33 protein-coding genes, 1 pseudogene and 1 riboswitch are annotated in these 25,786 nt (G+C 48.7%); of the genes and pseudogenes, 24 read left to right on the forward strand and 10 right to left on the reverse strand.

The window, feature by feature from the left end; all coding sequences use genetic code 11:
* Positions 1-11: 11 nt before the first annotated feature.
* The 8 genes from JET16_RS09310 (at position 12) to JET16_RS09345 (ending at position 8,882) form a co-directional block, all read left to right on the forward strand.
* Entirely contained in the window at positions 12-1,526 is a 1,515-nt protein-coding gene (locus JET16_RS09310; protein WP_199615557.1) for a baseplate J/gp47 family protein, read from the forward strand.
* On the forward strand, positions 1,523-2,092 hold the full coding sequence (locus tag JET16_RS09315) for a YmfQ family protein (RefSeq protein ID WP_199615559.1): 570 nt from the start codon (positions 1,523-1,525) through the stop codon (positions 2,090-2,092). Before JET16_RS09310 ends, JET16_RS09315 begins: the two co-directional genes overlap by 4 nt.
* Positions 2,092-2,976 carry a hypothetical protein gene (locus tag JET16_RS09320; protein ID WP_199615561.1) on the forward strand — a complete coding sequence of 295 codons (885 nt, stop codon included), beginning with the start codon at positions 2,092-2,094 and terminating at the stop codon, positions 2,974-2,976. Before JET16_RS09315 ends, JET16_RS09320 begins: the two co-directional genes overlap by 1 nt.
* A 129-nt stretch (positions 2,977-3,105) precedes the next feature.
* Positions 3,106-4,599, forward strand: coding sequence for a GDSL-type esterase/lipase family protein (locus tag JET16_RS09325; protein WP_199615562.1), 1,494 nt, complete (start codon positions 3,106-3,108; stop codon positions 4,597-4,599).
* A gap of 104 nt (positions 4,600-4,703) precedes the next feature.
* Positions 4,704-5,960, forward strand: a complete 1,257-nt coding sequence (locus JET16_RS09330) for an SGNH/GDSL hydrolase family protein (protein ID WP_199615563.1) — start codon at positions 4,704-4,706, stop codon at positions 5,958-5,960.
* 179 nt (positions 5,961-6,139) lie between these two features.
* The gene (locus JET16_RS09335) at positions 6,140-7,657 is read left to right on the forward strand and encodes a hypothetical protein (protein ID WP_199615564.1); all 1,518 of its coding nucleotides are present in this window, start codon (positions 6,140-6,142) and stop codon (positions 7,655-7,657) included.
* Positions 7,658-7,771: 114 nt separating this feature from the next.
* A complete protein-coding gene (locus JET16_RS09340; RefSeq protein WP_199615565.1) occupies positions 7,772-8,188 on the forward strand; it encodes a phage holin family protein in 417 nt (138 codons plus the stop codon).
* Entirely contained in the window at positions 8,172-8,882 is a 711-nt protein-coding gene (locus JET16_RS09345; protein ID WP_199615566.1) for a peptidoglycan recognition protein family protein, read from the forward strand. The genes JET16_RS09340 and JET16_RS09345 overlap by 17 nt, the downstream gene beginning before the upstream one ends.
* Positions 8,883-8,940: 58 nt before the next feature.
* Here the strand turns inward: JET16_RS09345 and JET16_RS09350 are convergent, their stop codons facing one another.
* The 6 genes and pseudogenes from JET16_RS09350 to JET16_RS09370 form a co-directional block, all read right to left on the reverse strand.
* A complete protein-coding gene (locus tag JET16_RS09350) occupies positions 8,941-9,525 on the reverse strand; it encodes a YHYH domain-containing protein (RefSeq protein ID WP_325176656.1) in 585 nt (194 codons plus the stop codon).
* Between the two features lie 32 nt (positions 9,526-9,557).
* Positions 9,558-9,755 carry an excalibur calcium-binding domain-containing protein gene (locus tag JET16_RS30800; protein WP_325176664.1) on the reverse strand — a complete coding sequence of 66 codons (198 nt, stop codon included), beginning with the start codon at positions 9,753-9,755 and terminating at the stop codon, positions 9,558-9,560.
* Positions 9,750-10,496: pseudogene (locus JET16_RS31080) on the reverse strand (stalk domain-containing protein); the annotation flags it as partial. The gene JET16_RS30800 and the pseudogene JET16_RS31080, both read right to left, overlap by 6 nt.
* A 146-nt stretch (positions 10,497-10,642) precedes the next feature.
* Complete coding sequence (locus JET16_RS09360; RefSeq protein WP_199615570.1) at positions 10,643-10,858, reverse strand: hypothetical protein; 216 nt, start codon at positions 10,856-10,858, stop codon at positions 10,643-10,645.
* Positions 10,859-10,877: 19 nt separating this feature from the next.
* Positions 10,878-11,159 carry a hypothetical protein gene (locus tag JET16_RS09365; RefSeq protein WP_199615571.1) on the reverse strand — a complete coding sequence of 94 codons (282 nt, stop codon included), beginning with the start codon at positions 11,157-11,159 and terminating at the stop codon, positions 10,878-10,880.
* 94 nt (positions 11,160-11,253) lie between these two features.
* Positions 11,254-11,706 carry a JAB domain-containing protein gene (locus tag JET16_RS09370; protein ID WP_199615573.1) on the reverse strand — a complete coding sequence of 151 codons (453 nt, stop codon included), beginning with the start codon at positions 11,704-11,706 and terminating at the stop codon, positions 11,254-11,256.
* A gap of 146 nt (positions 11,707-11,852) precedes the next feature.
* Here JET16_RS09370 and JET16_RS09375 point away from each other — a divergent pair, with 146 nt between their 5' ends.
* The 5 genes from JET16_RS09375 (at position 11,853) to JET16_RS09395 (ending at position 15,212) form a co-directional block, all read left to right on the forward strand.
* Complete coding sequence (locus JET16_RS09375) at positions 11,853-12,068, forward strand: helix-turn-helix domain-containing protein (protein ID WP_199615575.1); 216 nt, start codon at positions 11,853-11,855, stop codon at positions 12,066-12,068.
* Positions 12,069-12,205: 137 nt separating this feature from the next.
* On the forward strand, positions 12,206-13,468 hold the full coding sequence (locus tag JET16_RS09380; RefSeq protein WP_199615577.1) for a hypothetical protein: 1,263 nt from the start codon (positions 12,206-12,208) through the stop codon (positions 13,466-13,468).
* Positions 13,469-13,723: 255 nt separating this feature from the next.
* The gene (locus tag JET16_RS09385) at positions 13,724-14,506 is read left to right on the forward strand and encodes a hypothetical protein (protein ID WP_199615579.1); all 783 of its coding nucleotides are present in this window, start codon (positions 13,724-13,726) and stop codon (positions 14,504-14,506) included.
* A 161-nt stretch (positions 14,507-14,667) separates the two neighbouring features.
* On the forward strand, positions 14,668-14,877 hold the full coding sequence (locus JET16_RS09390; RefSeq protein WP_199615580.1) for a WYL domain-containing protein: 210 nt from the start codon (positions 14,668-14,670) through the stop codon (positions 14,875-14,877).
* Positions 14,878-14,927: 50 nt separating this feature from the next.
* Complete coding sequence (locus JET16_RS09395; RefSeq protein ID WP_199615581.1) at positions 14,928-15,212, forward strand: YolD-like family protein; 285 nt, start codon at positions 14,928-14,930, stop codon at positions 15,210-15,212.
* 20 nt (positions 15,213-15,232) lie between these two features.
* Here JET16_RS09395 and JET16_RS09400 read toward each other — a convergent pair whose 3' ends face one another.
* The gene (locus tag JET16_RS09400) at positions 15,233-15,493 is read right to left on the reverse strand and encodes a hypothetical protein (protein ID WP_199615582.1); all 261 of its coding nucleotides are present in this window, start codon (positions 15,491-15,493) and stop codon (positions 15,233-15,235) included.
* A 441-nt stretch (positions 15,494-15,934) separates the two neighbouring features.
* On the opposite strand from JET16_RS09400, the gene JET16_RS30545 reads away from it, so the two are divergent.
* Positions 15,935-16,057, forward strand: a complete 123-nt coding sequence (locus tag JET16_RS30545; RefSeq protein ID WP_267908674.1) for a hypothetical protein — start codon at positions 15,935-15,937, stop codon at positions 16,055-16,057.
* Positions 16,048-16,347, forward strand: a complete 300-nt coding sequence (locus JET16_RS09405) for a DUF7667 family protein (RefSeq protein ID WP_199615583.1) — start codon at positions 16,048-16,050, stop codon at positions 16,345-16,347. The genes JET16_RS30545 and JET16_RS09405 overlap by 10 nt, the downstream gene beginning before the upstream one ends.
* Before the next feature lie 92 nt (positions 16,348-16,439).
* Positions 16,440-16,522, forward strand: a riboswitch (cyclic di-GMP riboswitch).
* 104 nt (positions 16,523-16,626) lie between these two features.
* Here the strand turns inward: JET16_RS09405 and JET16_RS31085 are convergent.
* Positions 16,627-16,836 (reverse strand): helix-turn-helix transcriptional regulator, encoded by a 210-nt coding sequence (locus JET16_RS31085; RefSeq protein WP_199615584.1) that lies wholly within the window; start codon positions 16,834-16,836, stop codon positions 16,627-16,629.
* 91 nt (positions 16,837-16,927) lie between these two features.
* Here JET16_RS31085 and JET16_RS31090 point away from each other — a divergent pair, with 91 nt between their 5' ends.
* Positions 16,928-17,176 carry a S24 family peptidase gene (locus JET16_RS31090; RefSeq protein ID WP_199615585.1) on the forward strand — a complete coding sequence of 83 codons (249 nt, stop codon included), beginning with the start codon at positions 16,928-16,930 and terminating at the stop codon, positions 17,174-17,176.
* Between the two features lie 234 nt (positions 17,177-17,410).
* On the opposite strand, the gene JET16_RS09420 is transcribed toward JET16_RS31090, so the two are convergent.
* Entirely contained in the window at positions 17,411-17,860 is a 450-nt protein-coding gene (locus JET16_RS09420) for a hypothetical protein (RefSeq protein ID WP_199615586.1), read from the reverse strand.
* 236 nt (positions 17,861-18,096) lie between these two features.
* Between JET16_RS09420 and JET16_RS09425 the strand changes: the two genes are divergently transcribed.
* The gene (locus JET16_RS09425) at positions 18,097-18,327 is read left to right on the forward strand and encodes a hypothetical protein (protein WP_199615587.1); all 231 of its coding nucleotides are present in this window, start codon (positions 18,097-18,099) and stop codon (positions 18,325-18,327) included.
* A 60-nt stretch (positions 18,328-18,387) separates the two neighbouring features.
* Complete coding sequence (locus tag JET16_RS09430) at positions 18,388-18,675, forward strand: hypothetical protein (protein WP_199615588.1); 288 nt, start codon at positions 18,388-18,390, stop codon at positions 18,673-18,675.
* A gap of 184 nt (positions 18,676-18,859) precedes the next feature.
* Here the strand turns inward: JET16_RS09430 and JET16_RS09435 are convergent, their stop codons facing one another.
* Positions 18,860-19,072, reverse strand: coding sequence for an alpha/beta-type small acid-soluble spore protein (locus JET16_RS09435; RefSeq protein WP_199615589.1), 213 nt, complete (start codon positions 19,070-19,072; stop codon positions 18,860-18,862).
* Between the two features lie 139 nt (positions 19,073-19,211).
* Between JET16_RS09435 and JET16_RS09440 the strand changes: the two genes are divergently transcribed.
* From JET16_RS09440 to zapA, 6 genes are all read left to right on the forward strand, one after another.
* Positions 19,212-20,069 carry an ATP-dependent DNA ligase gene (locus JET16_RS09440; protein ID WP_199615590.1) on the forward strand — a complete coding sequence of 286 codons (858 nt, stop codon included), beginning with the start codon at positions 19,212-19,214 and terminating at the stop codon, positions 20,067-20,069.
* Positions 20,070-20,317: 248 nt separating this feature from the next.
* Positions 20,318-21,079, forward strand: a complete 762-nt coding sequence (locus JET16_RS09445; protein ID WP_199615591.1) for a sulfite exporter TauE/SafE family protein — start codon at positions 20,318-20,320, stop codon at positions 21,077-21,079.
* Positions 21,080-21,134: 55 nt separating this feature from the next.
* Positions 21,135-21,347, forward strand: a complete 213-nt coding sequence (locus tag JET16_RS09450; protein ID WP_199615592.1) for a hypothetical protein — start codon at positions 21,135-21,137, stop codon at positions 21,345-21,347.
* Between the two features lie 86 nt (positions 21,348-21,433).
* Complete coding sequence (gene pheS / locus JET16_RS09455; protein WP_199615593.1) at positions 21,434-22,468, forward strand: phenylalanine--tRNA ligase subunit alpha; 1,035 nt, start codon at positions 21,434-21,436, stop codon at positions 22,466-22,468.
* 16 nt (positions 22,469-22,484) lie between these two features.
* Positions 22,485-24,932 (forward strand): phenylalanine--tRNA ligase subunit beta, encoded by a 2,448-nt coding sequence (pheT, locus tag JET16_RS09460; protein WP_199615594.1) that lies wholly within the window; start codon positions 22,485-22,487, stop codon positions 24,930-24,932.
* A gap of 122 nt (positions 24,933-25,054) precedes the next feature.
* A complete protein-coding gene (gene zapA / locus JET16_RS09465; RefSeq protein WP_199615595.1) occupies positions 25,055-25,771 on the forward strand; it encodes a cell division protein ZapA in 717 nt (238 codons plus the stop codon).
* Positions 25,772-25,786: the final 15 nt, after the last annotated feature.

A 25,786-nucleotide genomic window follows, 5' to 3' on the forward strand; every position in this document is an offset into this window, starting at 1 on the left:
TTATATCGCGAATGCTCGAGTCTCTGCCGGCGGATTTTGATACGTCCGAGGGCAGCACAATATACGACATGCTTTCACCGGCTGCCATTGAAATGGCGCTTGCTGCGATATTGGCACAGCAGGTCCTTGAACGCGGTTTTGCCAGCACGACGTTCGGCGCGTATCTTGATTTTCGAGCTGATGAGCATGGCTTAATACGTCGCGCAGCGGTCAAGGCGACGGGTACTGTGACGTTCACCGGCACGGAAGGTACGACGATTCCGGCGGGAACAAGAGTGAGCACGGCCAGCACGGAGACCGTTCCGGCGATCATGTTTACGACGGATGCAGCGGTTACGATCGCGGCAGGGCAAACAACGGTCAATGTGGCTATCACGGCGGAGGACGCCGGAATATCGGGGAATGTTGCAACAGACACGATCCAATTCCTTGCAGAGCCGATTGCCGGTATCACTGCTGTCACCAACGCTGCCGCAACAACAGGAGGAACGGACGAAGAGAACGATACCGATCTCCTCTCCCGGTATTTAACCAAAGTCCGATCCCCTTCCGCCGGCGGGAATAAAGCGGATTATGTGAACTGGGCGCTTGAAGTAACGGGTGTTGGCGGCGTATCCGTCGTACCGGTCCGGGACGGTCCGGGAACGGTGAGCGTTGCAATCATCAGCACCAACAAAGAACCGGCAAGTCAGACGTTGGTCGATTCCGTGCAGAATTATATCGCTCCACCTTGGTTGAACGAAAAGGAAGCTGAGACGATGACGCTCGGCGGCTTCGGAACGTCCGTTGATAATACGCAAACGGATGACACCGGGGACAGTGTGAAGATGGTCTATGATGCAAATGGGACCGGGACGCTTACGCATACGAGTTTGAACACGCTATTGCAGCAGCCGGGTATTTGGCAGGCGCGGGTTCGGGTCAAAGCGGACAGTATAGCGGGTGCAAACGATCTGCTTCAGATTGGGATATGGAACGTATCCGCCGGCGCATGGGCGAAGATATCGGTGTCCAGCTCGACAGATGCCGTACAAACGCTTCAAGCAAACGATTTGACGACCGCGTTCGGTAACATAATTCAAGCGTTTTACTGGAACGGACAGGATATGATCGAGCTGCGGGTTACGCGCTTGCAAGCCGATACCACAACGATTGTTTGGATTGATCAGGTCGAGTATCGCTCCACATTCAGCAAAGACACGGGCAGTGGCAAAGCGCCAATCGGCGCCCGTGTAACGGTGCAATCGGCGACAGCGGTGACGATCACCGTTTCAGCAACACTCATCATCGCTACCGGTTACAACGCGGACAGCGTGAAGGCTGCTGCCCGACAGGCCATAACGGATTATATTAAATCTCTGGCATTTTCCGATGATAACGATGTTCGGTATGTACGGATCGGTCAGGCGATTCTCGACACGGCCGGGGTGCAGGATTATCAAAACTTGACCGTGAACGGAAGTACCGCAAACGTCACGATTGGCGATCAAGAAGTCGCGGTAACGGGGAGTGTGACGCTCACATGACCGAGTTAACAAGCCCGCGCGGGCAAACCATGCTGACGTATTTGCCCCGATACTACGAGGCAAGCCGAGTCATGCGCTCGCTGCTCCAAGCTGAAGGAGCGGAAGTGGACAAGATCCGTCAAGCGCTCAACGAAACGCTCGACCAGTTTTTTGCTCGAACTGCGACGTGGGGGTTGAACGACTGGGAAGAAGAGCTCGGGCTTGCACCTGCAACGGATCAGCCGGATTCGGAAAGGCGGGACCGGATCGTCTCCCGGATACGCGGAACGGGAACGGCAACGATCAGAGTTGTCAAGGATGTGGCGGAGAGCTACGACAACGGGGAGATCGACGTCATTGAGGATTACGCTGCATATATCGTGACAGTTCGATTCGTGGATACGACAGGTATTCCACCGAACCTGGAAGATCTGAAAGCGGCAGTTCGCGCGGTGCTTCCAGCGCACCTGGCCTTGGAGTACGAGTTCAATTATTTCATCTATGACGAGCTGGACGCGAAAAACTGGACTTGGGACCAGGTGGATTCCTTCGCCTACACCTGGGATCAATGGGAGGTGCTTAATTAATGCCTGACTATACGTCGAAGCTCAATTTACCGAAACCATTGGGGAACGAGACGGTCAATAGAGCAAACCATAGTGCGCTTGTCGACGCGCTTGAGCAAAACGCCGCATCGCAAGCGCAGGCCGATCAACCATTCTTTCTTAAAACGGCTGTGTATACTAGCGGAACAAATACAATCGATTTAACCTTTGGCCCAGGCCGCGCTTCTTTCCTCGGAACATTGGTTTCCAAAGCGGCGGACAGCACATACAGCATCAACTCCCCGGCTGCAAATACAAACTATCATGTGTACCTAAAGTCTGATGGGACATACACGAATAACACCACAGGGGCAGAAGTCGACGGAGCGGTACTGATTTGGAAGGTATCCACCGGTGCAACGGTTGATACACTGACGAAGCAGGACTTGCGTGGACAACTTCCGGGAGCGGCGGCGCAGACAGTGAAAGATCAATTGGACGCCCACAAAGCCGCAGCCACGCTCGACCATCCGGATGGCAGCGTCACGACTTCAAAGATCGCCAATGGAGCGGTCACCGCCGCTAAAGTAGCTGCAGACGTGGCGACGCAGGCGGAGTTGGACAACCACATCGCCGACTATGTTAGGCAACCTGGATACGCAGTCACTACCGGCTCATCTAATATATATGCAATTACACTTAACCCCGCACCCACATCTTACGTTGATGGAATGGGCGTTGCAATTAAACCCAACGCTACAAACACTGGAGCATCGACTTTGAACGTAAATGGTTTAGGTGCAAAACCTATCAAAAAGCAAGACGGTAGTGATTTAAATAATTTTGATTTTATGTTAGACGCAATTTATACTCTTCGTTACAGCGCTACGGCGAATTCAGGTGCGGGCGCTTTTATCTTACAATAAGCGATTTCGAGCGAATTAAGCATTACTGCGATCGGACTGGGCAACGCACAGACGATAACCGAAGAACCGTATATAGAGTAATTCGCCCCGAGCTGATCGGGGTTATTTTATTTTAGGAGGCGGCTGTAAATGCAGGCGAAAAAACACTTCTTCGATCCGTATACGCAAAAAACATATGTAGCTGGGCAACGTTACGTTCCTGTATCGGACGAATCTGCGAAATGGTTGCTTGATCAAGGTGCGATCGAATATGATTTGGCGGAGAAAGCAACGCGCGAATTTGTACCGAGACAACTCGTTCCTTCCGCGTTGTTGCGCTTGCCTTCCGTTATGACTACTACACCTACAATCCAGTTGGGGGCAAATGGTGGAGCAAGTCAAATTACAAATAGTGTTCTAAAAGCGTCAATAAGCGGAGATGTTGTAAGCAATTTATTCCGTTATCATGGTGACATGATTAAAGCTGGAACGACGTACCCTGACCCCAATTTTGTTAAAAATATAGCAAAAACAATTAACAACCAACAATGGGACATTACCATCGATTTTGATCATTACGGATCAGAATTTGAAATACTTGAAAAAGGATTAAATAATAAATGCCGCATATTGATCGATGAAGGTTATGGGTATGAGTTAGCGCATAGCGGAACATTGAGTGGCGGACCAGCAGATGGCGGATTGTATTTGCGATGGGTCGATTTTGGTGTTGCGAAACTTCGTAGGATTCGAATTGAGTATTATTTAGGATATTTTGGCGGAATTAGAATAGGGCCAAACGACACTCTATTCCCTCCGTCAAGACCGGCGGGTAAAAGGGCTATTTTTATGGGTGATTCCTTCACTGAAGGAGGTTCATCCGGTTTTCCACAGGGTTTGAGTTATGGTGCAATTACTTCCGTATTATTAGGGTGGGAGTTCTGGAATAGCGGAGTTGGCGCTACTGGATATATAAACCCTGGCCCTGCCGGTCGGGTGAAATTCCAAGACCGAGTACAACATGACGTGATTGGATACAACCCTGATGTTGTTGTTATCGCCGGTGGAATCAATGATGAAAGTTATACGTATGCGGATGTATTGAGCGCAAGTGATTTGTTATTTAAAACGGTCAGGGAGGGGCTTCCTAATACGGAAATCTACGTGGTTGGCCCTTGGTCTCCCGGTACAGCTACCGCAGCCAGAAAGAGCGTTAGAGATGCGTTGCAAGTTTCTGCTTTAAAATATGGGTTACCATTCATTGATCCAATTGCCGGAATTACCTATTGCCAAGGAAATGCCATAAATAATGCTTTTGGTGAATGGGTAACAGGTTCCGGAAATGCAGGAATATCACTAACACCGTGGGCAGCAAGTACTGCATACTCGTTAAACCAAACCGTTACAAATGTTGGAAATGTGTATAAATGTACTACGGCAGGGACATCTGCTACGTCTGGAGGACCAACAGGTACAGGTACGGGCATTGTCGATGGGACAGCAATATGGGCGTATGATCGTCCTGCAACCGGCAACTCATTTCTCTTCACGAGCAGTGACGGTACCCACCCAACGCCCGATGGTCACAGCTATTTAGGTGAGAGATTGGCTACAGAAATTTTAAAGATATATCGACGCCTTTAAAGCTAACGAATAAAATTTATAATTCTTAACCTTGCTCTCGTTGAAACCTCTACGATACAATTAGTATCATGATTGATACAATATCGTTGCAGGAGGGCTTAAAGTTGCGCAAATTACTGGTAATCTTTTTAGTAGCAAGTTTGTTTATTTCCTTTTCACCTGCGGTGACTGCTTCGAGCAAGACGCCATCTTTACCTGAAACAATTAAAAATCAGCTAAAGGTAATGGCAAAGCCTCCAATTGTAAAACTCAGCGCTCGAAGTGCAAAAAGTTCCATCGAAAAAAGCATCCATATTACACCAGTTGATGCTAAAGGAAAAGTCAATAATATCTTTAGGTACAATGGGGATGCACAACAGGCAGGAACTTCATTTCCGAACAACGGTTTTGTCAAGAACATAGCCGTCACAACCACGCATAGCAATGGTAGTTTAACAGTGGAATTTGATTTCAAAGGCGCCCAGTTTGAACTTTATGAAAAAGGGCAGGGTGGCAAGTATCGCCTATCTGTGGATGAGGGGAATGGGTATCAATTTGTAACTGCCGATGCTCAAAACGCCGCTCCATCCGATGGAGGTCTGTACCACAGGCTTGTTAAATTCGAGTCGGCTAAACTGAGAAAAATTCGAATTGAGTACAACGAAACTTATTTTGGCGGCGTCATAATAGGGCTTAATGATAAGATTCTTGCACCATCAACGCCGATCAAAGGCAAGATTATGTTCTTTGGTGACTCATTCACTGAGGGCGGTTCAGCGGGTGCCGGAAGTATTCAGGGATACGCTCCCATAACCGCCGCATCACTTGGATTGCAAGGTTGGTATAGTGGCGTAGGTGGTACAGGCTACCTGAACAGCGGCCCAAAAGGAAGAGTAACATTCCAAAAGAGAATTAAGCACGACATTCTCACATACAAACCGGATATTCTTGTTATCGCTGGCGGAATAAATGACGAAAGTTTCCCTGCGAATGATGTGAAAGCAGCAGCCGTTAAACTGTACAAAACGATCCAAACAGAATCACCTGATACGAAGGTGTTCGTCGTAAGTGGTTGGAGTAATAAAGGGAACCCGCCAAAAGCCAGGTTAGAAATAAGGGATGCTTTAAAACAAGCGGCACTTGAGTGCAAATTGCCTTTCATCGATGTTATTGACGGCATAACCTACAATGAAGAGGGAACTGTTTTAATCGTAAAAGGTGCTTGGATCGTCGGAGAAGGTAACGCTGGAAATCCTCAAAAGACCGGCAATGCTACGAAATATATTTCAGCAGATGGAACACACCCTACAAAAGAAGGTCATGCATATTTAGGAGAACGCTTGGCGTACGAAATTATTCGCATTTTCAAAGACAACAAGTGATCAAATGCAAAAGAAGTCGTCAACAATGGCCGTTCTTGGAAAGTCCAAGAGCGGCCTACTTTTTATGGTCAAGGAACTCGCGAATTGCTTCGTTCCGGCTCTTTAGTTTTCTCTCATTTAGGAACTACCGGAAAGAAACTCGTGCAATGCCGATATACAGCTAAAGGGGTAATGGAGTTATGAGGTATATAGTTGATAATTACAAATTTGCTCTTGAAGCTCATGACACCATGGCTTTCAATCGGGCTGTTGATGCAGCTTATGCCGCAGGAGGAGGAACAGTATGCACGGTAGCAGGTAAATCTTATTATGTCAAACGGTCAGATCCTGCTAACCAAAAAGCTCCATCGGTCAATCTAAAAAAAGGAGTTAGCCTTGAAGGAAATGGGGCTAAAATCTTCCTCCGAGATAACTGTGCATTCATTGGAAATGAGGCTAACAATTATGGACGGGGCAGTAGTTGCAATATTACGGCGGACGTAGCTTATGGCTCGAAAACGCTAACCGTTGACGCGCCGGGCATTTTTACAGTCGAAGGTACAGTCGGATTTCGTATCGGGGATAACGCATGGGACGAAGTAGAAACGAAATATTTCGATTACGCCGTCGTTACCGAGATTAACGGGAACGTTATTACCCTTGACCGACCTATATTCACCTCTATGACCGTAGCCACTACGTCGGCAAACAATAAGCAAGTGTACACGTTCGACAATCAATACGAGAATACGTTCATCCGAGGGTTTGAACTGATCAACGACATACCCAACGGCGGTAACGCGGAAAGCGGCATCGACTTGCGCTATGCTAGGAACGTTCGCATTGAAAACATCATAGGTGACAACGTGGGAGCGGGCGTGGTCACGTTGGCCTACTGTTACAACGTGACCGGCTCGAACGTCGGGGTGCGAGAATCCATCAAGCAAAACGGGCATACCGCTAAAGGCCGAGTGTTCGGGATGTGGAACAGTAAGAAATGCGTGTTCGAAAATGTGTACGGTGCGAATTTCGAGGGTACGTTCGCATTTATTGAAAGCTATTGCGAAGGCTGTACTTTGAGAAACATTCGGGTCATCAACAGCCACCCTACTCGCGCAAACGAAGCGACACCACTATTCTCAGTGTTGCAAGGAAGTGAAACTCATTTCGATGATTTGTACATTGAAGGTAATGGGGGCTTCGCACTCGTAGACTACGGTGGCACAACAGGGAATAATTACACGATTAAAAACCTAACGCTGAAGCTAACCGGAAACATCAAAGGCGGGTTACACACGCAACGAATTTCCGGCATCTTGCGTTACATCTCCAGCACCGGCACGGTCAGTCTATTTAATTTGGACAAATACACCGAGCGCGATATAACCGTTACACTGACGGACAATATGTTTGCTACATTCTACATGCCTGCTGGAATTTGGATTGATCACTTCGTATCCTTATCATCTAACGTCGTTGTTGCAAATGACTTTGATGGGTTTTATATCGGAAGAGAATCAGCAGGACCTGGAGCGAACCAGAGTACAGGCCTCATTCCTGGTAGCGAAGTGAGAATGGTAAAATTATTCGGGACTGATTATCCTCGTGAATCGGCATTCGATGAACGGACTACAATTATAATTGATACTAAAGCTAGCGGAATCACAGGACAAAATAAAACAATAACTGTGCGGGTGAAATTCGTTCCCAAATCATAAAGTACAATTGGGTTCGCCCGCGATCTAACGCTAACGAAGTTCGTTAGCTTCATATGAGCAATAAAGCCCCGGAGCCGATCTGGGGCTATTTTATTTTAGGAGGATGACAACGACATGAAATTTGAAACAGTAATCAAAACCGGTGTAGCTTTATTCGGGACTGTGACGTCTTACTTATACGGGGGGTGGTCGCAGGTGTTGGGAATCCTGCTATTTTTGGTCATTGCCGATTATCTCTCCGGATTCGTCGCAGCTGCCAAGGAAGGGAAACTCAAAAGCACTGTCGGGCTGATCGGCATCGCAAAAAAGGTGTTCATTTTTGTCATCGTTGCCGTAGCGCATCAGGTGGATCTGCTTCTGGGTCAGTCGCATGTGTTCCGTGACGCCACAATTTTCTTCTACGCCGCTAACGAAGCTTTGTCGATCCTAGAGAACGCCGGCCGAGCTGGATTGGATTTGCCGCCGAAGCTTAAGGATGCAATAGAGGTTTTGCGCGGAAAAGGGGATGGTAAAGATGTCGGCCGCTCCTAAGTCCTTCCGCCGCTACACTTTGGTCGAGTACATCGAGCAGGTACTAAGGCCGATTGTCGGTCGGGTCCGCTTCAGCGAGATCCACGTTCACGGGACATGGAAGCCGACGATCGCGGACTTTCGGAAGCGGCCAGGCGAATATTACATGCAGGCCATGTACCGCGCACACTTGGCACGCGGGTTCTTCGACATTGCGCAGCACGCGACCGTCGATCCGGACGGCTATATTTGGGATGGCCGTTCGCTGCTCCTTCCGCCGGCGTCTGCGACAGGAAATAATGATCCCGATGCCGATGGCGTTCATCCGTTCATGTTCGAGATGATCGGGAATTTTGATCGGGGTTGCGAGCGCTTGGAAGGTCCGCAGCTCCTCACCACCTCAGGTCTATGCTCGGCGATCATGAAGCTGTGGAATCTCGGCCAGGATGCGATCCACTTCCACCGGGAATATACAAATCAAAAAACGTGCCCGGGATCTGGCATTGAAAAGACATGGTTCCTGGATCAAGTGACGAAGCCCAAGATGAGTAATCAAGAGCCGACGGCGCCAGCGGAGGATGATGTTTCGGCGTGGGCAAGGGAGGCACGGGATTGGGCCGTCGCGATGGGAATTACGGACGGCGACCGGCCGCGCGATCCGCTGACGAGGGAAGAGGCGTGGACAATGTTATACAGGATGAAAAAAGAAAAATGAGAAAATCCCCGCTGGCTGATTGGCTGGCGGGGATTCTTAAACCGCTTATTCTGTCACCTCATATTCTTTCAATTGACTTAACCTTAATCTGTTGGCCATACCGCCTGTCATAAGTGTTTGTTCCATGAATCGAATATCTTTTGTTTGTCATAAGTCTACCTGGATATCTGCCGACAATGGTGTGGAAGTTACCCCCATCATCCATAAATTTAGCCACAAAAAACGGTGTTTTTCGATAAGTCGTTCGGGTAAGCATTCCTGTCAATTCTACCTCTTCATCCGGTGGATAAATAATCGGTTCAGTAGGAGGTATATATTGAGGTGGTACATTAATTACATTGCGTGGTCCTCTGCTATATACTGCATTTGAATTCGATTTATACACCCAATAAATCAGAATGGCAAAAATAATAATGCCCCAAATCAACCAACTTGGGATTGACCAAGAACTACTTTGAGGTTCAGCGCGGTTACTTTTACCATCATTAAAGTAACTATGAAAATGGTATTCTCCATAGTCCAGCCCCCAATCAGGACAATTCGTACGGCATACATGTCCACCGTCGGGGTTTTGCCTACCGGGGTGAGCTGCAGCTGAGGGTACAAAATAAAGGAATATAACAACAAAAAGTAATATTCTCACAATCAGCCCTCAATCATTTTAACTGTAAAAATTTACTCACACGCGATTCCGTCACCATCGCGATCTAATTTCGTGCTGTATCCTGGATCGCCTTTACGCAATGGTGCTTTACCTGCTGCTTTTGCCTCAGCGCAGCTTGCGAAAGTGATCGTTGATTCTGGTGATGTGGATTCTGTCTCAGTTTCAGACGTTGCCGGATCAACTTTATCACTAACGGTACCTACGACCACAAATAATACTCTCGTTCCATCTGGATAGTCCTCAAGTTGATTTCCTACCCACGCTCCGGATCCACGGTTATCAGAAGATTCGACGTATGCCACATCTGCACCGGCGCCGCCCTCTGCACACATGGCCATCGGCCACTCGTCCCGATCGTATCCATCCTTTGTCGGTATACCTTTAAGAGACTCTTCGCGATTCTCATCTGCTCCGTCTCGGTCAATAGTACACACCGGCGACTCTCCTGCGGCAATCGCCGTTTTAATGTGCGCCGCTGTTTGCGGGAATCGGTCCGCTGAAAACTCTAGCTTTACATCGTAGGCTACAGTAGTAGAGCCTGTCGATATGACCGTAACAATTCTCTTAGATCCGTCATAATTTACCGACGCGCCGAGCGCTTCGCTAACGAAACGCAAAGGAACGAGTGTCCGCCCATTGATGACCTGCGATTTCTGTGCCAGCTTTATGGTCTTACCATTGACTGTTGCTGAGTCAGCACCAATCGTCAGCTTAACGATGATGTCCCCACGTACAGCCTCGATATCTTTGCCGTTTAACGTAAGCGTTGAATCTAGCGCTTCGAAGATTCCCCGCAGCGGAACCATAACACTCCCGTTGATCACTTTCGGCGGTTGATCGTAGGTTTGCGTCTTTCCGTCGATCTTAACGGTGATTTCATTCGCTGCCGTTACACTGCTCGCTCCTAGTAGTAGAGCTATCGTTAATAAGGCCGATAAAAATTTTCGCATGATCTTCCTCCCAAATATAGTAGATAATCATTGGTAGTATACACTTAGGAGGAATGTACTGGAAGAATTTTTTCAAAGGGACTTTTTGGTCGGCAGGGTTGTTATTACTTTTTGGCCCTCATTTAAATAACATGTTCAATTCAAACTCATTCTGGAACATTCCAAGATACCAGAGCAGTGACAGCTGCTTTAAGTCGATCTGTCAGCAGCTCCCCGTCTGAATCGAAAAGATACTCCGCAGCTTCGGTCTTTCCTCTTGCATTGAGATCATAAAGAAGGGCTCCCGGGTTGGTTAGCCGGTGAAAATCGTACTTCTCACGCAACTCATAAAGAGCCTGCAGCACAGTTTTTGGGATATTCATGATTGAATTCACACTCTCCTTAATGATTTTGTTTGCCGTTATCATAAGCGGATTTAATAATGCCCATGATTTTGCTAGTTGTGCTTTTCTCATACCCGGCCAACCACTGAACTGTCTTAAGTTCTTCCTTCGTCAAATCACGACCGATACAAGATTGGATTCCTTCCACGAACGTCCTGTATTGATTAACGTGCCATTCTTCCATAACTACTCCTTCCGGATGAAAGGGGCTGGCTAAATCCAGTTCTACCCACTCGACACGTCCGCTGCGGTTATTGACGCCTTTGTATTGTAACTTCACTTTGTACCACCGCCTCATTCATTTTTATTATAACGAATCTTTACCTTACTCGCTCTGACAAGTTCAATAAAAGAGGGGCCGAAAGCCCCTCGTGTTAGATGAGGCCGTTTGCTTTCAAGCTGTAGAATCTTCCCTCGTGACCGATGATGATATGGTCCAGAACGTCGATTCCGATTATCTGCCCGGCTTCTTCGACTCGCTTTGTCATCTGGATGTCTTCCGGGCTTGGTGTCGGGTCGCCACTCGGGTGGTTATGGAAGAGTATTACGCTGATCGCGTTATTCATGAGCGCCGCCTTGAAGATATCTCTCGGTGTTGCGATTACCGTGTTTATTGTTCCTTTCCCGAGGATGTGGGCTCCGGCTACCTCGTTCTTGTTGTTTAGCGTCAGGATGCCGAAGTACTCAACATCCATTTGATCGAGCTCAAGAACCTTCCGGATGATCTCCGCCGCCGTATCCGGGCTTAGGATTCTCTTGGTGTCGAGCTCATACAGTCCGCTTTTTTCTTTTACTTGTCTGAGTGAGTAGATGTTGATTCGTTTCATGTTTTCCTCTCCCTTGTTATGTATCAACCTTATGTCTTTATTATACAACGATATTCGTTGAATGTCAACGAAAATGGTTGTAAAATTTAACGAAATACGTTGATATTTATTCGCACAAAGTGTATATTAAGGGTGAGGTGAAACGAATGCTGAGATTGAAACTGGATCAGCTTATGGTGGAAAAGCGAGTGAATACAAGGCAACTTAGCGAAATGACCGGCATTCGTTGGAACACGATTGATGATATGGCCAAGAATAAAGCAAAGCACTGGTCACCGGAGAATTTGGAGAAGATTATGAAGGCGCTCGATTTAGAGGATATAGGGGAATTGATCGAATATAAAAAAGAGCAGAAGGGATGACCTCGCTGCTCTTTTTTTGTATGCGCTACGGTGTTCGCTGGTGGGTGGGGGTTTTTGTTTCGGTTGGAAAAATCCAATAGTAAATATATGGAATGGAGTGTATAATTACTTTAACATAATTTTGCAGGGGGTAATTCATGAACTGGGATAATATAAATAGACTGCTGGATTCCTATACTCAGCACAAGCACTACCATATTATTTTTGATAAGTACAGGCTTCCCAGAAAAGGTTCCAGTAAGCTGATGGCTGAAACTTTATACAATGCGGTGAATGATAAAGGGGTTTTGTATTCCATAATATCCCGCGAGGCATTTTATGATTGGTTAACATACCATCAAATTGATGGAAATAATTATACGTTTGTTTATAATCTTCAGGAAAAGCCTGTCGAAGGACTACTTAAAAATTTATATGATAACAGAGAAGAATTAATCGACATAAAATTGTGGGAAATAAATTGTGATAATGAATCTGAGGATTTATCATCTGTCATGCCTAATCTAGACGACATCAAGTTAGTTAATATACATAAACAAGATATGAGATACGTTTTCTCATTTATAGCCCCTTGTCTTGTGAATGGCAAAATGGAGGACGGAGCACAAAGATTATTTAAGAAAATATTCTTTGCACATTGTGTTATTTCAAGTGATAACAATGACTGTAAAGTCATCTTCAACCCTACAGCCCACTTAGTGAGTGTTAATAATACTCAAAAGGATAGAAGAACAGATTGGTCACCCATTGCAAATATGTTCTTTTTCAGGTTGAAAACGTATATAGGTGATATTAAAATTAAGGCACCACTTTGGATTCCGGAAGCTTTAAGTCGTTTTGTTGAAGAAGCAACAAATCATAATAATCCTGTTATAACCCAGCATTCATTTAATCATCAGGATAAAATTTATGATTTTGCCACAGAACTAATGAAAGAAGTTAATTTAGATCCCGAAAAAGACCAAGCGATCTTAATGAAGTTTGTTCAAGACATACAACTCTCATTTGAAGCACAGCTTATTGAAAAATATGGTGTAATCCACGAAAATGAGGTTTTTGAAATCTTTAGGCAAAGATCGGATGGAGTCACACATACTATTGATGTTGCTTCCAGGGAAGCTGGATTACGCGCTGGAGCAGCCGCTCAAGCAGCGAAACGATCAAGAGCGGATAGCGACATCGACTTGTTGGGCATAAATTATAAAAGGGAAGATAGGAGTTATAAGTTCCTTGTCGAGCAAGGAGCTGATGCTTATCTTGTCAGAGGGACGAATACGTTTATAGAGGAAGAGGTGGTAAACATTGTCATCCGTAAACTTAACCAATATCGCGATGAAATACAAAATGCCGCCTTCAGTGTTGACAGGAGTGGAGAAGGAACTGTTATCTCTTCGACCTAGTGATGTGATTACAAAGTCAAGATTAGCGAAAGGAGCTAAGCTTGATGTTACGTCAGCAGAAGACATATTAATTGACCTTGTGAATGACGGCATCTTGACCATGATCATAGTTGTTGAATGTCAAAATGAAGAATATCAGCATCAATTTTTGTACAACTCACTTGATGAGTACTCAAAAGCATCACATGATTGTCCAGAATGTGGATCCTGTATAGATTTTGCAAACGCAAAGGTCGGTTTTCGAAGGTCTTTTCAATGAGTTATGACATAACAGACTTTACTCAGTTAATGGATATTATTGACAAGCTGGATGACAACATGTTCTGGAAACCCCTCAGTCATGATGAGGAAATTAGGATTTTTGATGAATACATTATAAAAATTGATGACTCGAAATCATGGCCGCCAAAAAGGAACAAGGCGAAGGGAGATTTGTTAGAAGATTTTGCTGTTTTTATCTTTAACCGCTTTGTCGGTTCAGAAGTGTTAAAAAACAGACGTCCGGGTGATAACGAAACGGACATTGAGATTAATTTAAGTGATCGGGCGCTTCCCGAGTTTATGCGTTTGTATCTTTCCCCACGGATAATATGTGAATGTAAGAATAAAACGACCTCATCAGTTGATGTGGGTATGGTATCGAAGCTCGTAGAGATATTGCCTACCCGTGGTTCAAGAGCTGGAATATTCATTTCATTATTAGGTATCAGCGGTAGTGGGTGGAGGTATGGCGAAGGAAAAAGAAAAAAATTATTTATTAGAACCAATCTTCCGATAATATCCTTCAAGGTCGATGAATTAATTCAACTGCGATCAGGTAAAAATTTCTATACCATGGTAAAGGAAAAACTTCAGAGATTGTTCGATGAAGTGGACGATGAGTCACCAGATGTCCCTGAAGCAGGTCATATTGAGTATACGAAACGTATGATTGAACTCGTTCATCATTTTAGAAAATGTAATATCATTGATGATGATCAAGTTTCTGATCAAATGATCAAAAGAATTATTGAACGATATGGAACTTATGAATGTTAGTTTTAAGGATCATCCGCTTCGCATTAATTATTTCTACAAAGAATAATTTAAAAAACCAGTGCTGGCTGTCGCCGCAGTGGTTTTTTTTTCTTGCATACAGAACTAATGTTCGGTATATAATTGTGTTACAAACATGCGTTCGTATAACGGAGGCGAACAACATGATTAAACTCGAAAAATATACTGGACGAACGGTTACGATCATCTACATGAACCGACAGAACGGATTCACAAAACGTCGGATCAAGATTTTGGCTGTTGACGGCGATAAAGTCAGGGCATTTTGCCATGACCGCCGAGCTCCCCGTACATTCCTTCTCGATTCCATACTCGCCGTGGAACCGGTTCCCCGCCGGAGAGCGGTGGTTTGATGCGCGGAAAGAAATTACGTGGCAATGGCCTCTGGGAATCCTCTAGGATTATGCTACCTCAACATAGAGACGAGATCCGCCGGCACCGCACCGGACTGAAGGTGCGGCCGAAACCGGAGCTGGACCACGATGCGATCGAGGAGATCGAGCGGGTCATTGGGGAGGCAGCTGAGATGCGGGAGTCGGTCATGGTCACCGTGTATGGTGAATATTGCGACCGGGAAGTCACCGGAGTCGTCGAGCGCATCGATCCGCTTACGCGGCGGCTGCGGATCGGGGAGGAGTATATAATGTTCCAGGATATATTGAACGCCGAAAAAGCCCGGTCAGAGTGATCGGGCTAACAAGCCGTTCGCTAAGGCCGCAGCGCGGTTCTAAGCGGTTTTTGCTTTTTCATAAATTGTCGCTGTGTCAGAACCTTTTCTGCAATTTGAAGCATCTTTTTCATAACTCCGTCATTACCGTTATCTTTTATAAAGTTTATTGCTCTCTCCAGTTCATTTTTAGATAAGTCCCAGAACTTCCGCTCAAAAGCATCCGCAAGTTCAACATATGGCTTACCATTATTAAAAACAATATCTCTCTCATCAACTTCAAAAAATTCGATTAACTCCATCTCGAGGGACTTCATTTCTGTCACGACCTTTTTTATTATGGTTAACTTAATAATACACGTTTTGAAAACCACAGTCATAGACAACGAACAGTGCTCCCTCATTTATCTTTTTTATTCCGGCCAAAAATCATCCGGGCGAACATCGTGCCCTTTCCTCCGAAGAAAGCCAATAGCTTTTGACCTTACCTCGGGAGTCGGATCATACTCCTCATCTCCACATAGCCTCGTTGCTGTGTTCTTATTGACCGGCAAATCACCCTGCATATACCCATGCTTATCCATGAAACTTCCAAATTTAGTCCTCGGTTTCCCTATTCCAAACATTCGAATCACCCTCCCTTAGCAGGGTGGACGAACTTTGAAAATTTTATTCAAAGCATAGGAAACGTGGACAACCAGTGGTGCATAAACTAAACCATCAAACTGAAAAGGACTGATGGTATGAGAGTTATCGTGATTGATCTGGCCACACCCCGCCGGAAACTGAAAGACAATCTTCCGGCCGCATATGTTGTAACGCTCGGTGTGCTGGCCGTGAAGGGGTGGCTGTCGCTATGGCCGTGATGCCGTTTCACGTCCGCATGGCCGAGATTTTCTGGACGCAACGGCAGCGGCCATTGACTGAAAGTGAAGTTATTGAAATGGTCCATTGCCACATTGCAAATGCGTCCTATTGCTGGGATCTTATCGCGCTCCAAAGTCAATCGTTCCTGGCACATGAGGTGGAGGACTGGGATTGGTTGCATTCCATCTGTAAACAGATTGATGAACTGGAATCAAAGTACGACAGCAGCATCATTTACTTCGGAAAAACAAAAAAGCCGGGTTCCAAGAAGCGGAACACCGACAATTAAACTCTCTAAGTCATGTTATGCTCGACTGTAAAAATATAACACTAACGAATTAGCTAACAATTGCCGATACATTATAATACAGAATTACCAACCAACGATAAAGGCAAAGCCGGCGAAAGCCGGTGACGCAAAGCTGCGGGTCTAAGGTGAAAGCTACGATAGCCGAGCTGCCGAAGAGGTGACGTGATGATGATTGATACAGGGTGATTTGCGCAGTAAATCTTAGCTGTGAGCAAAGGCTCTCCGTAGGAGGGGGCTTTCGCACCCGTGCCGGTTACCTTAAATAATTCGCTCGTGCAAGTCCTCCATTGAGCAACCAAGCAGCCAAGCTGCATCGGAAGCCGTTGGATAAGAAAAATATCGCTTCCCGGATATAACTTGCGATAGAAATCCTTCTGATACACCAAGGCGACGAGCAAATTCTGCTTGCGACCATCCTTTAGCCGCGAGCAGCTCTGGTAACCGGCTCCTCCCGATTAGGGGAGCCAATGTTTCACCTCGATATTTATTTTTATTTATTTTTTAACATGGAAAGATTATACACTCATCAACATTCCACGTAAATGGAGAGATGCTTATTATGGGTTTGCAAATCATCGAAGTGTCCGACGACTCTTTAATGAGGGAGAGAATACGGCCAGGGGATCGCATTATGGTCAAGCAAGTGGATTCGTATTCTGAGGGCGATGTTTTGGTTATTCTTCATAGTGGCAAACACTTCATCCGACGACTTAAAGATAATTGCGTATATATTACTTCTGACATCAGGTTATCGACGCAAGAGGTCACGATCATTGGCAAAGCAGTCAGGGGTTGCATTGATTTTTAAGCATGATTCCTGGGAACATCTTGGGAACGGATTGGGAACGAAACCCTGATAAACGATGGAAAATCATGACTAAAGTTGACAAAGCAAAAACCGGAGAACCATTGTTACATAACGGTTTTCCGGTTTTTTGATCAATCTTGAATAACCCATTTATCAGCTTCCCAAGCTGGCGGCGTGGGTTCGATTCCCATCACCCGCTTATTTAAAAAGCCTTGTCGAACAAGGCTTTTTTCTTTATGTAGCAGTACCGGTTACATATCCCGGAGGGTTGTCGACATATCGGCCATGTCTCAAGTTTCGAATGCTAAACGTCGGAGACATGAATATCAAGTTCAAAAGATCAATATCAAATTCAAGTTTTCGCAAAATGTTAAGAGTGCCTTTCGGTCCCGTACCCGGAAATCCCGATGTACAACCGGATAAGTGCATTTCGTTTCCGTCTTGGTCCTGAAGAACAAGATAATTATCCTCGCAAATATAGGCCTTTATGAAAGCGGCGAACATCTCTCGCGTCTCCTCAAACAATTTTTCGCTCATCTCGGCATCGCCGCCAAAACCGGCCCCCTCAGTAATAATGAAGTATTCTTTCGCCGGCTCGAACGATTCGTCAACCATCTTTATGTAAAGATACTTAAAGTCTTTATCGCCACGTTCGGTTTTACGCAACACTCTTATTTTGCTCATTGCAAACACTCCTTTTTTGATTAATATCCTCCCTTTAAAATTTATGGCTGCATGCGGGTTCTATAACTTTTGACAAATGATTTTTTCAATAATTTCTGGCAGGTGCATGTTTTTCGATTTGTTGGCAGTTCAAGGATGTTGTTGGAATTTTATCCATGACAAACGGACAAGATATGTTGGGTTGCGTTAATCAACAAGCGGCAATACCTTCATTCACAATACAAGGAGCGAGAACTGTGGCTGAAAACAAGGAGCGTAATCGAAACGGTGCCGATAAAACATTTGATGAAACCGCGGGAATTGTAGGCGGCGGAATTCCCGGTGCGGCTGCGGGTACCGCATTTGGCCCTTTGGGTCCGGTTGCGGGCGGTCTTGCCGGCGGCACATTGGATAATCAGGCAGGTGAGGGTGCCGGCAACAACGGGCGCAACACAAACGAGACAGAACAAAATCAAGAGAGATCGTAATCGGCCTCAGATTGGAATAGACCGATTTCTGTAATCCGCGCAAAGAGGAGGTGCCTTAGAATGATTAATATGAAAGTGAGATACGAAATATCTGACGTAAACTTGAGAATCAGCAATGTAACCCTTCCTAATGCCGAGGACAGTTACGTGCTTTTGAAGGCTTCGGATGAACAAAATAATGAAGTTGCATTCGCTCTCTCCCATGAACAAGCGCAGTACCTCGAAAATGAACTTTATGAAGCGAACCGACGCTGGAAAACAGCCTTATCCGCCCAAAAGGCGGAAAAAGCTACGAATGAGTCGGTCGAGGCGGACTTCAATAATAATGAGGATCAATTCACTCATTAAAACTGCTCATTCCAATACGAAAACCGCCCACAGGGCGGTTTTGAACGATGTAAGCGAATGTTAGGACAAAATCAAGTCGGTTTGCGCATTCCTCATATCCAACAATCCGGACAATATTCGACGCGAAGAACCAACCGCCCAATGACGGTTGGTTCTTTTTTACAGGAGGAAAACAGCTGTCTTCTTAGATTTGCCGGCCGCCGCCCAACGATTGTTCGGCGATTTGTACCATTCTGCGAACCATATTGCCGCCGATTGCGCCGGTGTCGCGTGTCGCCATATGTCCCCAGTAGCCGTCCGGAGTTTGGATCCCCAGTTCCCTGGCTATATCATACTTCAATTGATCCAACGCCGCGCCTGCTTGCGGCACGACCGGCGGTTTTCTGCTTCGAGCCATGATTGTCACCTCCAGTGATGTTAAGCGTATTATTTGCCGCGTTTAATTTTTTATTCACTTCCATTTCCATTGTCTTTCCTCTAATTCCCACTCCACACCGTCTCTGGTAACGGCTACAATGTGCCCAAGGTGATGCCTCATGTTTATTTCCCCAATGCTGCTTGAGACGGCTAAAGAGCCCTTCGACAGCTCCCATCATATCTTCGAACCGAAGATCGACGGACATAGAATGATTTTCGCCCAAGAGGGCGGTGAAGTTCGGCTGTTCACACGTCATGCGAACGATGTGACAACCAAGTACCCGGAGCTGCTGACCGGTATCGAGGAAGACATAGTGCTTGACGGCGAAGTGGCCCAAGTGGACCCTAAAACCGGACTCATCTCCATTGAGGCGCTTAACGACCGGTTTCAGCTTCGGCGTACCGATAAGATCGCCGCCGCCGCGGCAAGCAATCCCGTCAATTTCATTGCGTTCGATATTCTACGATACCGAGGCAAAGACTTGCGGCATTTGCCGCTTATGCGCCGCAAAGAAATCCTTGCCGGGATCGAACCGCGCAATCCGAACATATCGATTATTCCTTATGTAGAAGAGAAGGGCATCGAGTTGTTCCGTTCGATACAAGAGCGCAATATGGAAGGAATCGTGGCGAAAGAAAAGTCGAGCCGTTACGCTACGGGCCGCCGTGCCGTGAAATGGCAAAAAATCATTAACTGGATGAATGTCGAAGTCGTTATCACGGGATATCGTCGAACCAAATTCGGTTGGCTGGCCTCGATTCGGGACGGCAGCGGCCTGCGTCCTGCAGGGATGATAGAATTTGGTGTGAAGCCGAGCCATAAGAACACATTTTATGCGGTCTGCAAATCCATAGAAACCGGATCTTATAAAGAGTTTGTACATTTGGAGCCGATTCTCAAAGCCAAAGTTAAGACAAGAAACTTTACTCGAAGCGGCATGCTTCGCGACGCGGTATTTGTGGATTTCATCGCTTAGCGGAAAGTCGTGTGCTTAACCGTAAGACTCGATGACCGGAAGCCGACCACCCCGCACTTTGAATCAAATTGAAAATTAGTACACTGCAGCATCCCATGCCGCAGGAGTTTTGCCAAGCGCAAGACTCCTGTCTTTCTTTCGAAAAGACTTTAAGTGCCGTACCCGGCACGCGTCTACCTGCTTCGAATACACTATCATATCTCCTTATCCGAATCATCAATATTTCTTATGATTGAGGTGTTTTTGCAGTGGAAGCCGAGATTGTTGTCATGGGTTTTCTGGTGGGAGCGCTTGTCGGATTGACCGGTGTGGGCGGCGCCGCGCTGCTGACTCCCGTGTTGATGTGGATCGGCATCAGTCCGAGCGTGGCGGTGGCGACCGACCTGTTCTACAACTCCGTGACAAAATTGTTCGGAAGCATTCAGCACATCCGGCAAAAGACGATCGATCTGGCGCTTGTTAAATATTTGGCCATCGGCAGCGTGCCGAGCGCTCTGATCGCCGTATTGGTTCTGCAGGCGTATCCGCCGCTCGCCGGCCATCAAGATTCCATTATCAAGCATGCTCTGGGCGTCGTTCTCGTGATCGTCGCGCTCGCCACGATCGCGAAGCAATTTTACGAGAAGCTCGGGTCCAACCGCTGGCAGGAAAAGCCTTTGCATGAGAAGCGGAGCCTGACGATCGTCATCGGCTGCGTTCTCGGCTTCATCGTCGGCTTGACGTCGATCGGTTCGGGTTCGTTATTTGCGCTCGCAATGATTTACTTGTACCGGTTAAAATCGTCGACATTGGTCGGCACCGACATTTTGCATGCGTTCCTGCTCGTTTCGGCGGCCGGGGCCATGCACGCGGTGTACGGCAACATCGACTATATGCTGGCGCTCAATCTTCTGCTCGGCTCGGTGCCCGGCGTTATGATCGGAAGCCGGCTATCCGCCCGGGTTCCGTCCAGGCCGCTTCGCACGGTGATGGCGGCGATCATTCTATTCAGCGGATTGAGGTTGATTTGAGAACAGCGGGACGCTATAATTGAACAAATGATTCGCAAATAACGACACAAAGGCTATGAAAGAGAACAGTAAGCACATCGACGCTTCACAGGGAGAAGCAGGCCGGAGATTGAGAGCCGCTTCGTATGAGTCGCGTGCCGAATTCACTCTTGAGCCGTCTCCTGAAGGCGGTCCGCTTATTGCGGCCGGCAGTAGGGCGAACCGTTCCGGCGCACGTTACGCGCCTTTCGAGTGCGCGGTCGGCATGGAGCATGCCTGCCGCGAATGAGGGTGGTACCACGACCTTATCGTCCCTTACGGGAGGTAAGGTCTTTTTTATTGGTTGAACAATCGTTTCGGGAGGATGAGCATCAGATGAAAGAACGGTTAGTGGCGCTTCGCGATGATGCGCTGAAAGAGCTTGGCGCCGCCGGCGATCCGGGCGTATTGAACGAGTTGCGCGTAAAGTATCTCGGCAAGAAAGGGCTGCTCACGGAAATTCTTCGCGGCATGGGCTCGTTGTCCGCCGAAGAACGGCCGGTGATCGGCCAAGTCGCCAATGATGTGCGCGCGGCGATTGAAGCGGTAATCGACGAGAAATCGGCGGAGTTCGCCCGCGCCGAAACGGCGCGGCGGCTCGCGACGGAGACGATCGACGTGACGCTGCCGGGCAGGCCGGCGCCCAACGGCGCGCTTCATCCGCTGACGAAGATTGTGCAGGAGATAGAGGATATTTTCATCGGGATGGGTTTCGCCGTTGCGGAAGGACCCGAAGTGGAGACCGACTACTACAACTTCGAGGCGATGAACCTGCCCAAAGGTCACCCGGCCCGGGACATGCAGGACTCGTTCTACATTACGGACGATATACTGCTTCGCACCCACACGTCTCCGGTTCAAGCGCGCTCCATGGAAGCGCGGAAAGGCGAAACGCCGCTCAAAATCATTTGCCCAGGCAAAGTATACCGCCGCGACGACGACGATCCGACGCATTCGCATCAATTCATGCAAATCGAGGGCCTCGTCGTCGACAAGGGCATCCGGATTAGCGACTTGAAGGGAACACTGCTGCAATTCGCCCGCGAGATGTTTGGGCCTAACGTGCAAATCCGCTTGCGGCCGAGCTTCTTCCCGTTCACGGAGCCGAGCGCGGAAGTCGACGTGTCGTGCGTCATTTGCGGCGGCAAAGGTTGCCGTGTGTGCAAACATTCCGGTTGGCTCGAGATATTGGGATCGGGCATGGTGCACCCGCGAGTGCTTTCCATGAGCGGCTACGATCCGGAGAAGGTGAGCGGCTTCGCGTTCGGCATGGGCGTCGAACGCATTGCGATGCTGCGCTACGGTATTGAAGATATTCGCCATTTCTACACGAACGACGTCCGCTTCCTGCGGCAGTTCGCACGGACGTAAGGAGGGGGGCAAACGCATGAACGTTTCTTATAGATGGTTATCGGAATATGTGGACGTAAACAACGTTTCCGCCAAGGAGCTTGCGGAATTGTTGACGCGCGGCGGCATTGAAGTGGATGGCGTGGAGTCGCGGAATAAAGGCGTGGAGAAGGTAGTCGTCGGACACGTCGTATCGAGGGAGAAGCATCCGGATGCGGACAAACTGAGCGTATGTAAGGTAGACGTCGGCACGGGAGAAATGCTGCAAATCGTTTGCGGAGCGAAAAACGTCGACGAGGGCCAGAAGGTGCCGGTGGCGCTTGTCGGCGCAAACCTTCCGGGCGATCTGCATATCAAGAGAGCGAAGCTGCGCGGCGTTGAGTCGCAAGGCATGATTTGCTCCGCGAAGGAGCTCGGCTTGAACGATAAGCTGCTGCCGAAGGAAATTCAAGAAGGCATCCTCGTATTGCCGGCGGATACGGAGATCGGCGCCGACGCGTTGAAGGTGCTCGGCATTGACGACGAGGTGCTGGAGCTCGATCTGACGCCGAACCGGTCAGACTGCCTTAGCATGATCGGCGTTGCCTACGAGGTCGGCGCTTTGGTCGGAAGTCCCGTGAAGCCGCCGGATGTAACGGCGGGCCAAGCCGTGTCCGATAAGCCGGTTTCCGATTACGTCCGGGTTGCTATTCATGCGCCGGACCATTGCCGGTATTTCGGGGCGCGTTTGATCGAGAATGCGACGATCGGCCCTTCGCCGCTTTGGATCCAAAACCGGCTGATGGCTGCTGGGATCCGTCCGATCAACAACGTTGTCGATATTACCAACTTTGTGATGCTTGAATACGGTCAGCCGCTTCATGCATACGATGCGGACACGCTCGCGGGCGGCGGCAAGACGATTGAGGTAAGGCTCGCAAGAGAAGGCGAGCGTCTTACGACGCTGGACGGCAGCGACCGTGAACTGCAGCCGCACATGCTCCTGATCACCGACGGGGAAAAGCCGGTCGGTATCGCAGGCGTTATGGGCGGCGCGAATTCGGAGGTTTCGCCGTCTACGACACGTATTCTTTTGGAAGCGGCACATTTCTCCGGCGGCGCGGTGCGGCGCACTTCGCGGGAGCTCGGCCTTCGTTCCGAAGCAAGCCTTCGCTTCGAGAAGGAAGTGAATCCGGAGGGTGTCATCCCGGCGCTTGAACGCGCGACGGCGCTCATTTGCCGTTACGCGGGCGGGCTTGCGGCGGAAGGAAGGGCGGAAGCCGAGGCGCGCAAAGCCGAACCGCAGCGTATCGCACTTTCGTTGGACCGGATCAACGATTATTTAGGCACGCAATTAACGACGCTCGAAGTGAAGACGATATTTGCCCGCCTCGGGTTCGGAGTCGAGAGCTCGGGCGCTTCGTTCGAGGTGCATGTGCCGCTTCGCCGCGGCGACATTACGCGCGATGTCGATCTGATTGAGGAAATCGCCCGTCTTTACGGCTACGACAATATCCCGACGACGCTCGTTCGCGGGGAGACGACCCCGGGTTCTTTAACGAGACCGCAGCGAATCGCGCGGGAAATTCGTACAGTGCTTACCCAGTCCGGCCTCCACGAAGCGGTGACGTATTCGCTGACGCATACGGACCGGGTCAATCAGCTTCCCGGTTTGTTCGGAAGCAGCGGCACGGTCCGGCTGTCGATGCCGATGAGCGAAGAGCGCGCCGTGCTGCGCACTTGTCTGCTGCCGAACCTGGCGGAATCGGCGGTGCACAACCGCAACCGCAACGTCGACGATGTCGCCTTGTTCGAGATCGGCAGCGTGTTCCTTACCGACGAAGACAATCTTACGACGCTCCCGGAAGAGCGGAAGACGGTGTCCGCAATAATGACCGGCTCGATCAGCGAAGCGCACTGGATCGGCAAAAGCCGCGCGGCGGACTTCTACGATCTCAAGGGGATCTTGGAGAAATTGACGTCGCGTCTCGGCATCGGCGAGGTCGAGTACGTGCCGGCCGCACCGGCAGGCTTTCATCCGGGGCGCACCGCAGAGCTGTACGCGACGCGCGATCATGCGCGGATCAAGCTCGGCCGAATCGGCCAACTGCATCCCGAGCTGCAAGCTCAATGGGAGCTCGGCGACACGTACGCATTCGAGCTTGATTTCGCCGCGCTGGTCGAGGCAGCGGGAGACGCGGGCGTTTACGTTCCGCTGCCGAAATATCCGGCCGCTTCCAGGGATATCGCGGTCGTCGTCGGGACTGACGTTCCGGCGGGCGCGCTCATCGAGACGATTCGCTCGGCGTCTTCGGACTACCTTGAGTCCGTTCGCGTATTCGACGTGTATACCGGCGAGCGTCTCGGCGCTGGAAAGAAGAGTGTGGCGCTGGCCCTCGTATACCGCCATGCGGAGCGAACGATGACCGACGAAGAAGTGGCGGAAGTGCACGGCCGCGTAACCGATGCGCTGACCGAACGTCACGGCGCCGAGCTTCGAAAGTAAGCATAAGAAAAAAATGAATATTGTCTGAACAAAGCAGGAAAGGCAACCGGCCTTATCGAATACTAACGAAGTATGACGATAGGCCGGTTTTTTTGTCGAAAAAAATCTAAGGAGCTGCGTCTATGAACGGCGAAGACAAAGTGCGCCTTACGGTGGACATATTCGGAAACAGTTATAAGATGGTTGGCAGCTTCAGCGAAAAATATATGAAGCAAATTTCGACGTACGTCAATGAGCATATGAATGCGATCGCCAAGAGCAATCCGCGGCTGGATACTCAGAAGGTCGCGATCTTGGCGCTCGTGCATATGGCTGACGACTATTATCAGCTCCGCCAGCAGTTGGACCAAGTGGAGGCGGAACGCGCGCAAACGAAACAACATATCGAAGAGCTGCGCAAAGCGTTCGAGCTTTCGGAAGAGAAGGAGCGCACGAAAAGCGCCGAATGCCTGCGTCTTGAAGAGCGCGCAGCCAAGCTTGAAGAGGAGTTGGCCAGGCTCGCCCGAGAGAACGAATTGGCAAGCGCCGCATGGGCCGAGCGTGTCATGGAATGGGAAATCAAATACGAGGAGCTGGCCAAGGATCGCGAGCGGCTTGTCCTCGAAGCCGCGGCCGCCCGTGAAGAAGCCGCCGCTTCCCTCGGGGCCGCAAACCGAGGGCCGGCGGATACGAAGGAGCCGGCGGAAGAGCAGCCGCAAGTTGTCGTTACCGCGCCTTCCGAGCTGTCGCCGGACGACGCAACGCTTCTTGAGAAGTACAATAAATTGCAGGAAGAGTATTTGAAGCTGCAGAACGAATTCAACGAATGGATTCAGTTGACTCAATCGGAGACGCAGTGACGATGCTTAAATACC

It is taken from the genome of Paenibacillus alkalitolerans (assembly GCF_016482785.1).
Taxonomy (GTDB): Bacteria; Bacillota; Bacilli; order Paenibacillales; family YIM-B00363; genus Paenibacillus_AE; species Paenibacillus_AE alkalitolerans.